A 15,449-nucleotide genomic window follows, 5' to 3' on the forward strand; every position below is an offset into this window, starting at 1 on the left:
CCCTATCCATCCGGACGAGCGGTCACCGCGGAGCAGCCCGGGTGCTTCGGTCGCTGCTCTCATCCCCGGGGGGCTCCCTTCCGGATCATGCCGCATCGGTAGCAGAGAGCTGAGGGCTGCCCCGTAATCCCTGGCGGGCGTACCGACATCTACGGCACCTCGCCGCGTTGTCGGTACGCCCGAGTACGGCCGGTGCGATGACGCCCAGCCGCCTTCGGGACAGCCGTTAGGCCGGCCGTTGCAGCACCGCCATGCTCCGCCCCACCAACGTCACCCGCTCGCCCGCCGCCACCTTCGGCCCCGCCCCCGGCCGTACCCCGTCCGGGCTGGCCGTGTCGACCACGATCGACCACTGGCGCCCATGGTTCACCGGAACGGCGAACTCCAGGGTGTCGGCGCTCGCGTTGAACATCAGCAGGAACGAGTCGTCGGAGATCCGCTCACCGCGTGGCCCCGGCTCCGAGATCGCGTGGCCGTTCAGAAAGACCGTCAGCGCCTTGGCGTGCGCCGCCTGCCAGTCCCGCTGGGTCATCTCACTGCCCTCGGGCGTGAACCAGGCGATGTCGGAGAGTTCGTCGTGCGTGCCCTCGACCGGCCGCCCGTGGAAGAACCGGCGACGCCGGAAGACCGGGTGGTCTCGGCGGAGCCAGACCATCGCCCTGGTGAACTCCAGCAGCGTGCTGGCCTGGACGGAGTCCGCCCCGCCGTCGTCCCCGGCCCCGGTCCCGTCCCCGTCCCCGTCCTGGGCGCCGGCCTTGCGCGGTTCCGGCCAGTGCACCCACGACAGCTCGTTGTCCTGGCAGTACGCGTTGTTGTTGCCGCACTGCGTGCGGGCGAACTCGTCGCCGTGACTCAGCATCGGCACCCCCTGCGACACCATCAGCGTGGCGATGAAGTTGCGCATCTGCCGCTCGCGCAGCTCCAGCACCTCCGGCTGGTCCGTCTCACCCTCCACGCCGCAGTTCCACGACCTGTTGTGGCTCTCGCCGTCCCGGTTGGCCTCGCCGTTCGCATCGTTGCGCTTGTCGTTGTACGAGACCAGGTCGTGCAGCGTGAACCCGTCGTGGCAGGTGGTGAAGTTGATCGAGGCGAGCGGCCGCCGGCCGTCGTCCTGGTAGAGGTCCGAGGAGCCGGTCAGCCGCCCCGCGAACTCGGCGAGGGTCCGCGGCTCGCCGCGCCACAGGTCGCGCACGGTGTCCCGGTACTTGCCGTTCCACTCGGTCCACAGCGGGGGGAAGTTCCCCACCTGGTAGCCGCCCTCACCCACGTCCCACGGTTCGGCGATCAGTTTCACCTGGCTGACCACCGGATCCTGCTGCACCAGGTCGAAGAACGACGACAGCCTGTCCACCTCGTGGAACTGCCGGGCCAGCGTGGCCGCCAGATCGAAGCGGAAACCGTCCACATGCATCTCGGTCACCCAGTAGCGCAGCGAGTCCATGATCAGCTGGAGCACGTGCGGCGACCGCATCAGCAGCGAGTTGCCGGTGCCCGTGGTGTCCACGTAGTACCGCTGGTCGTCCGCGAGCCGGTAGTACGAGGCGTTGTCCAGTCCCCGGAACGACAGCGTCGGCCCCAGATGGTTGCCCTCCGCCGTGTGGTTGTAGACGACGTCGAGGATGACCTCGATACCCGCCTGATGCAGCGCCCGTACCGCCTGCTTGAACTCGCTCACCTGTTCACCGCGGTCGCCGCGGGAGGCGTACGCGTTGTGCGGGGCGAAGAAGCCGATGGTGTTGTAACCCCAGTAGTTCGCGAGTCCCGCGTCCGCCAGCCGGTGGTCCTGGACGAACTGGTGCACCGGCATCAGCTCGATCGCCGTGACACCGAGCTCCGTCAGATGTGCGATGACCTCCGGGTGGGCCAGCGCCGCGTAGGTGCCGCGCAGCTCCTTGGGCAGTCCTGGATGGAGCATGGTCAGGCCCTTCACATGGGCCTCGTAGATCACCGTGCGGTGGTAGTCCGTACGGGGCCGCCGGTCGTCGCCCCAGTCGAAGTACGGGTTGACCACCACCGACGTCATGGTGTGCGGCGCGGAGTCGAGGTCGTTGCGCGCGTCGGGGCGGCCGAACGGATAGCCGTACACCGCCTCGCCCCACCGGATCTGTCCGGAGACCGCCCGCGCGTACGGATCGAGCAGCAGCTTCGCCGAGTTGCAGCGGGTTCCGTGCTGCGGCTCGTACGGTCCGTGCACCCGGAATCCGTACCGCTGCCCGGGCATCACCCCGGGCAGGTAGGCATGGCGGACGAAGGCATCGGTCTCTCTCAGCTCCACCGCCGTCTCGGAACCGTCGTCGTGCAGCAGGCACAACTCGATTCTGTTGGCGGCCTCCGAGAAGACCGCGAAGTTGGTGCCGACGCCGTCGTACGTGGCACCGAGGGGATACGCCTGTCCCGGCCAGACCTGCATAGATATGACTCTTCCACTTCTGATCCGGGTGCTGGGGGCACTTGGGACCGACCCGGCCAGATCTTCCCCGAAAGAGTGCCCCGCACCTAGGACGTCGCCCGGTCCTGTCAACATCGGTCCTCTCGATGTCGCCCGGAACCGGAATCCGAGGATCTGACCGGGGCACACGTCCGGTATGCGGCACCTGACGGGGTACCCAATCACCGTGAATCCGCTCACTCCCGCAGATCTCGCCACCGGGAACAGACTTTACTCATGGGGGAGTTGAGAAAGGAGCCTGTGCATCCGGCTGCACCGGCTCCCGCTCCCGGAGTACCCTTCCTTGATCATTGGTGGGGGAGCGGAAGGCGGTGCGCGGGTGAGCTCGGGAGGATTCGAGCTGCCCCCAGGTGACGCAGGTCACGAGGGGGAATCCGTCGACGCCCCCCCGGGGGCGGTATCGCTTGCGCAGCCCATGGAGATCGGCGCCGAACTGGACTGGGGCGCCGAAGCCTGGAGTGAGGTCCGGACCCGGGCCCAGCGCGCAGGGCGGGCCTACATCTGGCTGAATCTCGTGGAACAGCGGCTGCGCGCCGTCGTCGCCGCGGTGCTGCGGCCCATCTACGAACCGGTGCACGGCGACGACTGGGTGGTGGCCGCAGCGGGGCCCGCCGGGCAGGAATGGGTGCAGCGCGCCGTCGCCGTGCGCGAGGTCTCCCGCCGCAAGGGGTATCTGCTCGACCCGGCCGACGACAATGTGCTCAGCTTCCTCACGCTCCCGCAGCTGCGGGAGCTGATGATCCAGCACTGGCCCTGCTTCGAGCCGTACTTCGACGACCGGCGCGATGTCGAGCTGGCGCTCGACGAGCTGGAGGTCGCCCGCAATGTGGTCTCCCGCAACCGCGCACTGAACGAGGCGGTCCTCGCCCAGGCCGAGCGCGCCTCGGCGCGGCTCCTGGAGATCCTCGGCAGCGGCGCCGCGGTCCCGTCCGCCGACCGGCTGCCGGTCGACGCCGTCGAGGAACTGGTCGGCGACCGCTACGCGGATGTGGTCTCCGTCCACCCCGACCGGGTCCGGCTGCAGCGCCAGCTCCCCGCCGAGGACCTCTTCGGCGGCTCGCGCCGCCTCGACGCGATCGGCATAGGCCTCAATCTCCTGGTGCAGAACTTCTCCGGCCGCAGGCTCGTCCGGCTGGCCGAATCGGGATGCCGGATCCGGCTGCTCTTCATCAACCCGGCGAGCAGTGCGGTCAAGCGCCGCGAGCGCGAACTGGGCCTCAAGAAGGGCGAGCTGAGCCGGTCCGTGGAGATGAACATCCTCCATATGCGCCGGGTCCGCTCCAAGCTCCGCGATCCGGGTGCCTTCGAGATCCATGTCTTCGACGAGACGCCGCGCTTCACCGCCTATCTGGTGGACGGGGACGGGGCCGATGCGGTGGGCGTCGTCCAGCCCTATCTGCGGCGCGCACGCGGCATGGAGGCCCCGGTGCTGGTGCTGCGGGGCGGCGGCCGGGCGGTGGTCCGAGCGGGACAGGACAACGAGCACGGGCTGTTCGAGACATACCGCGAGGAGTTCGAATCCGTATGGACGGACTCCCGCCCGGTCTCCTGAACCCACCGCCTGTGACCGTTGTCAGTGGTGCATGGCAGGGTGGTCAGCACCTGGGGGAGAGCACCACGAAGGAGGTACGGGATGAGCTGGCACCGGGAGGCCCTGGTCGGCTTCGACCTGGAGACGACGGGCACGGAGCCGCTGGAGGCTCGGATCGTGACGGCCGCGGTCGTCGGCGTCGGCGGCAGGGACGGGGAGCCGGTGCGGCAGCGCACCTGGCTGGCGGATCCCGGAATCCGGATCCCCGCACAGGCGTCGGCGATCCATGGCATCAGCAGCGAGCGGGCGGCGGCGGAGGGGCGGCCGGCGCGCGAGGTGGCGGACGAGATCGCCGAGACGCTCGCGGGCTACTGGCGCCAGGGAGTGCCGGTCGTCGCGTACAACGCGGCCTTCGATCTGACGCTGCTGACGGCGGAGTTGCGCCGGCACGGACTGCCGTCGCTGAGCGACCGGCTCGACGGCGGCGGGATCGGTCCGGTCATCGACCCGTACACGATCGACCGGGCCGTCGACCGCTACCGCAAGGGCAAGCGGACGCTGGAGGCGGTCTGCGTCGAGTACGGGGTGGTGCACGGCGGCGCCCATGACGCGGGCGCGGACGCGCTGGCCGCGGTGCGGGTGGCGTACGCGATAGCCGAACGGCACGGCTCGGTGGCCGCGCTGACGGCGGCCGAACTGCACGAGCGCCAGATCACCTGGTACGCGGACTGGGCGTCCGGCTTCCAGGCCTTCCTGCGCCGCAAGGGCACTCCGGACGCAGTGATCGACCCACACTGGCCCGTACGGGAACCGGCGCAGATCACCGGCTGAATCCCATCCACAAACCCGAGCCCGCCCGCGGATCCGAGCCCGGCGTCTTCCATCTCCTGGAGGTCAACGGGAGATTCAGGACAAGGTGGCCGCCGGATGGCCCCGGCAACGACCGCTAGAACGGATACCACCGCACCTCGGGGTCACCGTCACGCAGGGACGCAACCCTGCGCCGGAACTCCGCGAGGGCCTTCGGGTTGCCCGGTGCATGCTGCGAGACCCACGCACAGCTGGCCGTCTCCCTGGCGCCCCGCAGTACCGCGCAGCCGTCCCACTCCCGGACGTCCCAGCCGTACGCGGCGGTGAACGCGTCGTACGCCTCCGCCGCCAGCCCGTACCGGTCGCGGGACAGTGCGAGGACCACCAGGTCGTGCTCGCGCAGATCCGCGGAGAACGTCTCGAGGTCCACCAGCACCGGCCCGTCCGGACCGACATGGACGTTTCGCGGCAGTGCGTCGCCATGGATCGGCCCCGGCGGCAGATGCGGCACCAACGCCGCCGCTGCCGCGGCGAACCCGTCCCTCCGCTCCCGCAGATATGCGGCGTCGGCCGGATCGATCGCGTCACCCGCGATCCGCAGCCACCGCTCCACCCCACCCAGCAGCTCCCGCCGCGGCAGCGCCGGTCCGTCCGGGGCGGGGAGCGCGTGGACCAGGGTGAGCAGCGGCGCCAGATCCCGCGGCTCGGCGGGGCGCACCGCGTCGGGGAGCCGGTGCCAGACCGTCACCGGGTGTCCTTCGACGAGCCGCGCCTCCGGCTCCGCCGCCCGCACGGCGGGGATGCCCGAAGCGGCGAGCCACCGCGCGACGGCCACCTCGCGCTCGGCCCGGCTGCGCAGTTCCGGATTCCGTACGGCGTCCCGGCCGACCTTGACCACCAGGTCGCCGACGGCGAACACCGCGTTCTCGCCCAGCGCGATCAGCTCGGCCTCGCCGGGAAGCCCGGCAGCGGTCAGCACCTCGCGCGCACGCATCTCGTTCATGGTCCGATTTTCGCATCCGTGCACACCACCTTGACGAACCGACGGACCGTCAGCACCATGGCGGGGGCCACCTGAGCGGCCGGAACTGGATGAAAGCGATCCAATGACGCAAGGGGGTCGAATTCATGACGTTGGCGAATGCAACCGTACAGTCCGGACAGCACGGTCCGCCCGGCGGTCCGCGGTCCCGGCAGGGCGGACAGGCGCCGCGGATCGACCGGAACGCCGGCACCTGGTTCCTGGTGCTTCCCGCCCTGATCCCGATCCTGATCCTCAGCGTCGGCCCGCTGCTCTACGGTGTCGCCCTGGCGTTCACCGATGCCCAGTCCGGCCGCACCCGGGCCACCCAGTGGGTCGGCGGGCTGAACTTCCAGGACCTGCTCCACGACACCCTGTTCTGGGACTCGTTCCGGATCGGCCTGGTCTGGGCGGTCGGCGTCACCGTCCCGCAGTTCCTGCTCGCGCTGGGCCTCGCCCTCCTGCTCAACCAGAACCTGCGGATGCGCTGGCTGGCGCGTGCACTCGCGATCATCCCCTGGGCCATGCCCGAAGTCGTCGTCGGCATCATGTGGCGGCTCGTCTACAACCCGGACGCCGGCGTCCTCAACGAGACCATCCGCGATCTCGGGCTCGGTGACGGCCGGGACTGGCTGACCGGACTGGCCACCGCACTGCCCGCCGTGATTGTCGTCGGCGTCTGGGCGGGCATGCCGCAGACCACCGTCGCACTCCTGGCCGGCCTCCAGAACACCCCGCACGAACTCCACGAAGCTGCCGCCCTGGACGGTGCGGGTGCCTGGCGCCGCTTCCGTACCGTCACCTGGCCGGCTCTCAGACCGGTCGCGCTCGCCATCACCGCCCTCAACTTTATCTGGAACTTCAACTCGTTCGCCCTGGTCTACGTCCTGACCAACGGCGGCCCCGGAGGCCGGACCCGGCTTCCGATGCTCTTCGCGTACGAGGAGGCCTTCCGCTACGGCCAGTTCGGCTACGCCGCGGCGATGGGCTGTGTGATGGTCGCGGTGATCTCCGTCGTCCTCGCTCTCCATCTCGTCGGCCGGCTCAGGGGAGGCGAGGACCAGTGAGCCTCGGTACCAGCAGATCCGCCCGCACCGGACAGTACGTCGCACTCCTGGTCTACCTCGTCTTCCTGGCGTTCCCGTTCCTCTGGCTGATCTCCACGGCCTTCAAGCCGGCCCGCGAACTGGGTTCACTGCACCCCACCTGGATCCCCGAGCACCCGACCCTGGACAACTTCCGGCAGGCCTTCGACGAGCAGCCGCTGCTCCAGGCCGCAGCGAACTCGCTGATCGCCGCGGTGTCGGCCGCGCTGATCGCCGTCGTCATCGCGACGCCCATGGCCTATGTGATGGCCCGGCACCGCACCCGGCTCTCCGCCGCCGCCACCGGCTGGGTCGTGGTCAGCCAGGCGTTCCCCTTCGTGCTGCTGATCATTCCGCTCTTCCTGATTCTCAAGAACATGCATCTGATCAACTCCCTGTGGGGGCTGATCATGGTGTACGTCGTCTGGGCCCTGCCGTTCGCGCTGTGGATGCTGGTCGGCTACGTCCGCGCCGTACCGACCGAACTCGAAGAGGCCGCCTCGGTCGACGGTGCGAGCCGGCTGCGGACACTCGTCTCGGTCACCGCCCCGCTGCTGGCTCCAGGGATCGTCGCCACCGCGCTCTTCGCGTTCATCACCGCATGGAACGAGTTCTTCTTCGCACTCGTCCTGCTCAAGACACCGGAGAAGCAGACCTTGCCGGTCGTACTCACCCACTTCCTCGGCGCGGAGGGAGCGGCCGAACTCGGGCCCCTCGCCGCCGCCGCATTTCTTGCCACCCTGCCGTCCCTCGTCCTCTTCGCGGTCATCCAGCGCCGGATCACCGGAGGCATGCTCGCCGGGGCGGTGAAGAGCTGATGCGCGCACCGGTACGGACGGCGGCCGCCGCGGCCGCCGCGCTGGCCCTCCTGCTCACCGGCTGCAGCGGTGACGGAGGCGGAACGGACACCGACGGCAAGATCGAACTGCGCTTCCAGTCGCTGGCCTGGCAGAAGGAGTCCGTCGACGCCAACAAGCAGCTGGTCAAGGAGTGGAACGCCACCCACCCCGACATCCAGGTCGAGTACGTCCAGGGCAGCTGGGACAGCGTCCACGACCAACTGCTCACCTCCTTCGAGGGCGACGAGGCACCAGACGTCATCCACGACGCCTCGGACGACCTCGCCGACTTCGCGTACGGCGGCTATCTCGCCGATCTGCGCGGCCTCCTGCCCGACCGGCTGACCGCCGACATCCCGGAGCAGAGCTGGCGGACCACGACCTTCGGTGACGGCGTCTACGGGGTGCCGTTCCTCCAGGAACCCCGGGTCCTGATCGCCAACACAGAGATCCTCAAGGCCTCCGGGGTCCGTATCCCGACCCCCGAGAACCCGTGGAGCTGGGACGAATTCCGTCAGGTCACCAAGGAGCTGACGGGCAAGGGGGAGGGGAAGGCGACGTACGGCGTCGCCTGGCCGCTGAAGGAGCCCGTCTCCGTCACCCTCAACCTAGGCCTCTCCAGCGGCGGACAGCTCTTCCATCGCGGCGGCGACGGCAAGGTGACCATCCGCCTCGACGAGGGCGACCAGGTGGTCCCCGGCACCATCCGCGCTCAGGTCGAGACCGACCACAGCGCTGCCCGCACCGCGCTCGGCATGGGCGGCTCCGATACCCTCCCCGGGCTGTTCGGCGGGCGGTACGCGATGGTCCCGCTGGGGTTCTCGTACCGTCAGCAGGTCGTCGAACAGGCGCCCGAGGGCTTCGATTGGACGGTGCTGCCCGCCCCGGCCGGCAGCGACGGGCTCGCCCAGGGCGTGAGCCCGCAGACCCTGTCCGTCGCAGAGTCCAGCCCGCACAAGAAGGCGGCCGTGCAGTTCATCGACTTCCTGCTGCGTCCACCGAACATGGTGCGCCTGGCAGAGGGCGACTGGATGCTGCCGACCGGCACGGCGGCGCTCGCGGATCCGGCCCTGCACACCACCGAGAACGGCTGGGCGACCGGCGCGGCCCTGGCGAGAGGGCTGCGCTCGGCGCCCGCCCAGTCGGTGCGTGGCTACCCCGAGTGGAAGGACAAGGTCGCCACGCCCGCACTGCAGGAGTACTACAGCGGGGCGATCGGCAGGGACGAGCTGAACAGGCGCCTGGTCGACGACGGGAACCGGGTACTGGCCCGCTACCAGCGCTGAAGCCCGGCGAACCGGACGAGGTCCCGTTCCAAGCTGCGCCCCCGCGCACGTGCAAGGTCCGTACGCGCGCGGGGCGTTGGGGCCGGCCGCCCGACTTGACCACCACTGGCCGATTTCTTATTACGAAACCTTGTTGAGTAAGTCACAGCTGTATGAAGGGGTTGATCTGAGCGTGTCAATCGGTAAGGGTTTCGAGCCAGCCCCCGGAGATCTTCCGGCCGAGGGCCAATCCCCCCACAAACAATGCCGAGGAGACCCCTCTTCATGGCCATGCACAAGCGCACACCCCGGACCAAGCTGACCGCTGCGATCACCGCGGTGGCCGCGGTTGCCGGCGTCACCCTGCTGGGCACCTCCTACGCCGGAGCCGCACCCGCTCCCGCGATGGGGACGGTCTACGGTGCGGACGCGGCGACCGCCGTCTCGGGCAGCTACATCGTGATGCTGGACCAGAAGGCCGACAAGGCGAAGCTCGCCAAGGAGTACGGCGGCAAGCTGAAGCGCGCCTACAACTCCGCCATCAACGGCTTCTCCGCCAACGGACTTTCGCAGACCGAGGCCAAGCAGCTCGCGGCCGACCCGGCCGTCTCCAAGGTCGTCCAGAACAAGAAGTTCCACATCGACGCCACCCAGGACAACCCGCCGTCGTGGGGCCTCGACCGGATCGACCAGACCGAGACCGCCGGCGACCATGCGTACACCTACCCGGACAGCGCGGGCGAAGGCGTCACGGCGTATGTCATCGACACCGGTGTCCGTGTCACGCACAAGGAGTTCGAGGACCGGGCGAGCTCGGGCTTCGACGCGGTGGACAACGACGACAGTGCGGATGACGGCAACGGCCACGGCACCCACGTGGCCGGCACCATAGCCGGTGCGACGTTCGGCGTCGCCAAGAAGGCGAAGATCGTCGCCGTCCGGGTCCTCGACGACTCCGGTTCGGGCACCACCGAGCAGGTCGTCGCCGGCATCGACTGGGTCACCGCGCACCACGAGGGTCCGTCCGTCGCCAACATGAGCCTCGGCGGCGGTGCCGACCCGGCTCTCGACGCCGCGGTCCAGAAGGCCATCGCCTCCGGAGTCACCTTCGCGGTGGCCGCAGGAAACGAGTCCGCCGACGCGGGCGAGGGGTCCCCGGCCCGCGTCCCGGAGGCCATCACGGTCGCCTCGTCCACGCTGGACGACGAGCAGTCGTCGTTCTCCAACTACGGCCCGGTCGTGGACATCTACGCCCCGGGTTCGGACATCACCTCGTCCTGGAACGACAGCGACGACGCGACGAACACCATCTCCGGAACGTCCATGGCGACTCCGCATGTCGTCGGTGCCGCCGCCGTCTACCTCGCCGGACACCCGGACGCCACCCCGACGGACGTCGCCACGGCCCTCACCGACGGCGCCACCCCCGACGCGATCTCCAACGCCACCGAGGGGACGCCGAACAAGCTGCTGAAGATCGTCGAGTAACAGGCACCACCGAGACGGCGGCCGTCGCGCTCTCCCCCACGGGGCGCGGCGGCCGCGCACCTCCGGCGGATCGTCCTATGGTGTGCCCATGACCACCAGGTACGCGGCGCTGTTGCGCGGCATCAATGTGAGCGGCCACAAGAAGGTCCCGATGGCCGAACTCCGCACGCTGCTCACGGAGCTGGGCCATGCGGACGTCCGCACGTACCTGCAGAGCGGCAACGCCGTATTCAGCAGCGCGTCGCGCGACGAGGACGGGCTCACCGCACAGCTCGAGCAGGCCATCGAGGAACGCTTCGGCTTCGCCGTTCCGTGTCTGATCCGGAACGGCCCCTATCTCGCATCGGTCGCCGACGCCTGCCCGTTCCCGGCCGCCACCCTCGAGGGCAAGCAGCTGCACGTCACCTATTTCGACCGGCCGGTGGACGCCGCACGCTTCGCCGCGATCGACGCCGACACCTTCCGCCCCGAGGAGTTCCGGCTCGGCGACCGCGCGCTCTACCTCTATGCCCCCGACGGACTGGGCCGCTCCAAGCTCGCCGATGCGCTTCATCGTCCCTCCCTCACCAAGGGCCTCACCGCCACCACACGTAACTGGAACACCGTCGCCAAACTCGTGGAGATGACGCGTGACTGAGCCGCAGCCCGGCGTGGCCGCCGCCGTCGAGGGCGAACTCAGGCTCCTCGACCCACTGGTCCGCTGCTCCGCCGATCTCCTCGTCCAGGTGCTGCACCCGGAGTACCGCGAGATCGACGCCGCCGGCCGCTTCTGGGACCGCGACGCGACCATCGCCTCGCTGACCGCGGACGAGGCCCCACGCCCCGGACAGCTCACCGCGTCATGGATGCGCGGAGTCCAGCTCGCCGACGAACTCGTCCATCTGACCTTTGATTCCGAGTCCAAGGGGCTCCGGGCCCACCGCAGTTCACTGTGGCGGCTGACCGAGCGCGGCTGGCTCCGCTACTTCCACCAGGCCACGCCGTTCATCGCCGAACCGTCCGACGGCTGACGGCGCCCGACGTCGATCACCCGCTGTCAGCCGCGTGTGACGCGCTGCGCCCGCGCCGTCCACCGGCCGTCCGTACGTGCGATCCGCACCGGATGCCCGAAGCAGTCGCTGACCTGATCCGTGGTCAGCACATCGTCGGCCGGACCCGAGGCCACACACCGCCCCGCCCGAAGCAGCATCGCATGCGTGGTGGAGGCGGGCAGTTCCTCAAGATGGTGTGTGACCAGGACCGTCGCCAGCTGGGGGTGTTCCTGGCGCAAGGTGTCCAGGGCGTCCAGCAGTTGCTCGCGGGCGGCGAGATCCAGACCGGTCGCCGGTTCGTCGAGGAGCAGCAGCCGCGGCCGCGGCATCAGAGCGCGGGCGATGAGCGTACGGCCCCGCTCGCCCTGCGAGAGCGACGGCCAGCGCGATCCGGCCTTGTCCTGCATGCCCAGCATCTTCAGCAACCGGTCGGCCTGGTCCCGCTGCTCGGCACTGGCGGACCAACGTGGCACCGGCTCCACCGAGTTGGTCAGACCGGTGAGCACCACCTCGCGCACCGACAGCGGGGAACGCAGCGGATGACGCGGGTTGACGTGCCCCAGCAGGGTCCGCAGCTCCCGCAGATCGACCCGTCCGATCGTGCGTCCCAGGACCTCCACGGATCCGTGGGTGGGGTGGGTGACCGCGCCGAGCAGCCCGAGCAGCGTGCTCTTTCCGGCGCCGTTGGCGCCGAGCAGGGCCCAGTGTTCACCGCTGCGCACGGTCAGCGAGACGGAGTCGAGCAGGACGTTGCCGTCCAGGACGAGCCGGACGCCGTCGGCCCGGATCACCGGCACCGGGGACGCGGGGACGGAGGTGGTGAGGGCGACGGTGGTGGTCACGGGCGGGTACTCCTTCATGCGGGCGCGAGCGCTTCCAGGTGGCTCATGTCTTCGGTGGACAGCTGGATCTCCGCAGCCCCGAGATCCTCCGCCGGTCGGACGAGCGGACCCGTGCCGGTTGGCGGGGACAGTACGGGGGAGCGGTGCGGCAGCCAGGCGAGGGCGATCTGCCCGGGGGTGGCGGCGTGTAGTTCGGCGATACCGGCGTGCGCCTCGGCGGTGCCACCGGTCGGCGCGGCCGTCGGGTACCGGGGCGGAAAGCCATGGGTCTCGAAGAGTTCAGCACCGGGTCGACGCGCGGTCGAGGAGATCGAAGCGGTTCTGCACCGAGGCGGTCCCGGTCGGGGAGAGAGCCTGCTCCAGCTGGTCGGTGGTGAGGGTGTGTTCAGACCGTTGAACCGGATCTTACCTGCCCGACTCAGCGCTTCAGGAGCGCCGTCCGGTCTCGTCCATGGGTACGTCCGGGTCCGGCCGGTGCAGTCGGTGGAGACCGATCCGGTCCGCCCGCAGCCGCCTCGGACCGGCCCCGCACATCGTCCGCAACAGCTCAGAGCCTCTGTCATCAGGTTCCAGGCCCCGGTGGGCGGCCTTCGACAGGTCCGCCTCCCCGCATAGGATCTGACCGCCATATGTGACACACGGCAGCACCGGACGGAGCCGACATGCGCTACATCATCGTGGGAGCGGGCGCCGTCGGCGGCGCCATAGGGGGACGGCTGGCCGAGGCCGGCCACGACGTCGTCCTGGTGGCGCGGGGTGCGCAGTACGAGGCGCTGCGCACGGGTGGACTCCGGCTCACCACGCCGGACGGCCCGCGTACCCACTCGCTCCCCGTCGTCGACCGGCCCGACGCACTGGACCTGACCGCGGACGACGTACTCGTACTCGCCGTGAAGACGCAGGACAGCACCGCCGCGCTCGACGCCTGGAGCGTCAGGCCGGTGGCGGGCGGCGGTACCGCGGGCGAGCGGCTGCCGCTGGTCTGTGCGCAGAACGGCGTGGAGAGCGAACGTCTCGCACTGCGCCGCTTCCGGCATGTGTACGGCATGTGCGTCTGGCTGCCCGCCACCTTCGTCGAACCCGGGGAGGTGTCCGCGGCCGGAACGCCGCTGACCGGCATCCTGCACCTGGGGCGCTACCCCACCGGGACCGACGAGACGGCCCGGCTGATCGCCGCCGACCTGGAGAAGTCGAAGCTGCTCGCCCCGGTCGTGCCGGACGTGATGCGCTGGAAGTACGGCAAGCTGCTCTCCAACATCGCCAACGCCGTTGAGGCCGTCACCGGGCTGCTCACCGGAGACGACGCCATCGCCCTCTTCAAGCGGGCGCTCGCCGAGGGCCGGGCCGTGCTGGCGGCCGCCGGCATCGAAGCGGTCGGCCAGGAGGAACAGACGAAGGCGCGCGGTGACCGGATCCGCTTCGAGCCGTTGGACGGCTCCCCGCGCGGCGCCGGGTCGTCCTGGCAGAGCCTCAGCCGGGGTACGGGCACCATCGAGGCCGACTACCTCAACGGGGAGATCGTGCTGCTCGGCCGGGAGCACGGGGTGCCCACACCGGTCAACGACGTACTGCAACGCACCGCGAATGCCTTCGCCCGGGAGCGGCGGGAGCCCGGATCGATGTCGGTGGCCGAACTCGGCGCACTGATCGACGCGGCCTCCTGACCGGTCCGAGGCCAGGCCGCTGTCGCTTTTCTTCAATACCGCTCGGCAGTGGCCGCTCTAGCGTGCTGTGCATGAAGAACGAACACGCTCACCTGAGCGAATGTGCCGTCGAGGCGGCACGTATCGCCCGCTCCGTCGAAGCCGAACAGCTGGACTCCTCCGCCACGCCCTGCGGCGACTGGGACGTGCGCGGGCTGATCAACCACTGGGTGCTCTACACCTCGTACGGCCTGGAGCACCGGGCCCTGCGCAAGGATCTTACCGACGAGCTCACCACCCGTGACTTCACCGCGGATGCCGACTGGGCGGAGAAGTACGCGGCGCAGCTGGACCGCGCCGTCGTGGCCTGGTCCGACCCGGCTGTCTGGGAGGGGGAGATCGAGCTCGGGGGTTCGACGTCCCCGGCGTCCGAGATCGCCGCCATGCTCATCGAGGAGACGGCCCTGCACGGCTGGGACGTGGCTCGGGCGACCGGGCAGGAGTTCCGGCTCTCCGACGCGGCCGCAGCCTTCGTCCTCGATGTCGTCGACGGTTCCGCGGCGCTCTACCGGCAGTACGGCGGTTTCGCCGACGAGGTCCCGGTGTCGGGTTCGGCGTCGGTGTTCGAACGGGCGCTGGCCCACAGCGGACGCGACCCGCACTGGACCGCCGCCTGAAAGTGGCCCAGTCGATTGAGTGGTGAATGGCTCAGAGTCATACGCCAATGTCTGGATAGGCTCGGCGTATGACCACTCACCCCACCCCGGCTACGGGCCGGACCGCCGTCGACTTCTACTTCGACCCGGCCTGCCCGTTCGCCTGGATCACCTCCCGCTGGATGCTGGAGGTGGAGCAGCGGCGCGACATCGAGCTCCGTTTCCACGTCATGAGCCTCTTCCTGCACAACGTCGGCAATGAACTCCCCGACTGGTACCGGGAACTGGTCGACAAGTCGATCGGCCCGGTGCGGGTCGCGGTCGCCGCGGCCGCCGACCACGGAAACGGTGTGCTCCGGGAGCTCTACACCGCCTTCGGAACCCGTATCCACGTACAGAAGAACGCGGACTTCGACGAGGTGATCGCCCAGGCGCTCGCCGAAGTGGGCCTGCCCGCCGGGCTTGCCGGGGCCGCGCACTCCACGGCGTACGACGAGGCGCTGCGCCGCAGCCACGACGCGGGCAAGGACCCGGAGGCCGACGCCTATGTCGGCACCCCCACCATCCATGTCGACGGCGGCGTCTGGTTCGGCCCCGTCCTCAACTCCGTCCCGCGCGACGAGGAGGCGGCGAGGCTGTTCGACAGCCTCCGGGTGATGGCCGGCTATCCGGACTTCTTCGAGCTCAAGCGCACTCGCACGGGCAGCCTCGACTTCAGCTGACAGTCGCTCGCTCTTTCGGGTGCTCGCCGTGATTGATCCGATGACTCCTATGAAATGAGGGCTCCAG

The 15,449-nt window shown here is 69.7% G+C and carries 14 protein-coding genes; 11 read left to right on the forward strand and 3 right to left on the reverse strand.

The window, feature by feature from the left end; all coding sequences use genetic code 11:
- Positions 1-226: 226 nt before the first annotated feature.
- A complete protein-coding gene (glgX, locus tag ACFYP5_RS17640; protein ID WP_389036415.1) occupies positions 227-2,410 on the reverse strand; it encodes a glycogen debranching protein GlgX in 2,184 nt (727 codons plus the stop codon).
- Between the two features lie 358 nt (positions 2,411-2,768).
- Here glgX and ACFYP5_RS17645 point away from each other — a divergent pair, with 358 nt between their 5' ends.
- Positions 2,769-4,001, forward strand: coding sequence for an SAV2148 family HEPN domain-containing protein (locus tag ACFYP5_RS17645; RefSeq protein WP_389036418.1), 1,233 nt, complete (start codon positions 2,769-2,771; stop codon positions 3,999-4,001).
- 81 nt (positions 4,002-4,082) lie between these two features.
- Positions 4,083-4,811 (forward strand): 3'-5' exonuclease, encoded by a 729-nt coding sequence (locus tag ACFYP5_RS17650; protein WP_389036421.1) that lies wholly within the window; start codon positions 4,083-4,085, stop codon positions 4,809-4,811.
- 115 nt (positions 4,812-4,926) lie between these two features.
- Here ACFYP5_RS17650 and ACFYP5_RS17655 read toward each other — a convergent pair whose 3' ends face one another.
- A complete protein-coding gene (locus ACFYP5_RS17655; RefSeq protein WP_389036424.1) occupies positions 4,927-5,793 on the reverse strand; it encodes a phosphotransferase enzyme family protein in 867 nt (288 codons plus the stop codon).
- 125 nt (positions 5,794-5,918) lie between these two features.
- On the opposite strand from ACFYP5_RS17655, the gene ACFYP5_RS17660 reads away from it, so the two are divergent.
- From ACFYP5_RS17660 to ACFYP5_RS17685, 6 genes are all read left to right on the forward strand, one after another.
- Positions 5,919-6,878, forward strand: coding sequence for a carbohydrate ABC transporter permease (locus tag ACFYP5_RS17660; protein WP_389036427.1), 960 nt, complete (start codon positions 5,919-5,921; stop codon positions 6,876-6,878).
- Complete coding sequence (locus ACFYP5_RS17665; RefSeq protein ID WP_389036430.1) at positions 6,875-7,714, forward strand: carbohydrate ABC transporter permease; 840 nt, start codon at positions 6,875-6,877, stop codon at positions 7,712-7,714. The genes ACFYP5_RS17660 and ACFYP5_RS17665 overlap by 4 nt, the downstream gene beginning before the upstream one ends.
- Positions 7,714-9,021, forward strand: coding sequence for an ABC transporter substrate-binding protein (locus tag ACFYP5_RS17670; RefSeq protein ID WP_389036433.1), 1,308 nt, complete (start codon positions 7,714-7,716; stop codon positions 9,019-9,021). Before ACFYP5_RS17665 ends, ACFYP5_RS17670 begins: the two co-directional genes overlap by 1 nt.
- 264 nt (positions 9,022-9,285) lie before the next feature.
- Positions 9,286-10,488: a S8 family peptidase gene (locus ACFYP5_RS17675; protein ID WP_389036436.1), complete on the forward strand. Its 1,203-nt coding sequence runs from the start codon at positions 9,286-9,288 to the stop codon at positions 10,486-10,488.
- 88 nt (positions 10,489-10,576) lie between these two features.
- Positions 10,577-11,125 carry a DUF1697 domain-containing protein gene (locus tag ACFYP5_RS17680; RefSeq protein WP_389036439.1) on the forward strand — a complete coding sequence of 183 codons (549 nt, stop codon included), beginning with the start codon at positions 10,577-10,579 and terminating at the stop codon, positions 11,123-11,125.
- Entirely contained in the window at positions 11,118-11,498 is a 381-nt protein-coding gene (locus ACFYP5_RS17685; protein WP_389036442.1) for a DUF4440 domain-containing protein, read from the forward strand. Before ACFYP5_RS17680 ends, ACFYP5_RS17685 begins: the two co-directional genes overlap by 8 nt.
- A gap of 26 nt (positions 11,499-11,524) precedes the next feature.
- On the opposite strand, the gene ACFYP5_RS17690 is transcribed toward ACFYP5_RS17685, so the two are convergent.
- Positions 11,525-12,361 (reverse strand): ABC transporter ATP-binding protein, encoded by an 837-nt coding sequence (locus ACFYP5_RS17690; RefSeq protein ID WP_389036444.1) that lies wholly within the window; start codon positions 12,359-12,361, stop codon positions 11,525-11,527.
- A gap of 662 nt (positions 12,362-13,023) precedes the next feature.
- On the opposite strand from ACFYP5_RS17690, the gene ACFYP5_RS17695 reads away from it, so the two are divergent.
- The 3 genes from ACFYP5_RS17695 to ACFYP5_RS17705 all read left to right on the forward strand — a co-directional run bounded on the left by ACFYP5_RS17695 (position 13,024) and on the right by ACFYP5_RS17705 (position 15,382).
- Positions 13,024-14,025: a ketopantoate reductase family protein gene (locus ACFYP5_RS17695; protein ID WP_389036447.1), complete on the forward strand. Its 1,002-nt coding sequence runs from the start codon at positions 13,024-13,026 to the stop codon at positions 14,023-14,025.
- A 71-nt stretch (positions 14,026-14,096) separates the two neighbouring features.
- Entirely contained in the window at positions 14,097-14,681 is a 585-nt protein-coding gene (locus tag ACFYP5_RS17700; RefSeq protein ID WP_389036450.1) for a TIGR03086 family metal-binding protein, read from the forward strand.
- A 68-nt stretch (positions 14,682-14,749) separates the two neighbouring features.
- Positions 14,750-15,382 carry a DsbA family protein gene (locus ACFYP5_RS17705; protein WP_389036453.1) on the forward strand — a complete coding sequence of 211 codons (633 nt, stop codon included), beginning with the start codon at positions 14,750-14,752 and terminating at the stop codon, positions 15,380-15,382.
- Positions 15,383-15,449 lie beyond the last annotated feature (67 nt).

This window comes from Streptomyces sp. NPDC005262, from assembly GCF_042872425.1.
GTDB lineage: Bacteria > Actinomycetota > Actinomycetes > Streptomycetales > Streptomycetaceae > Streptomyces.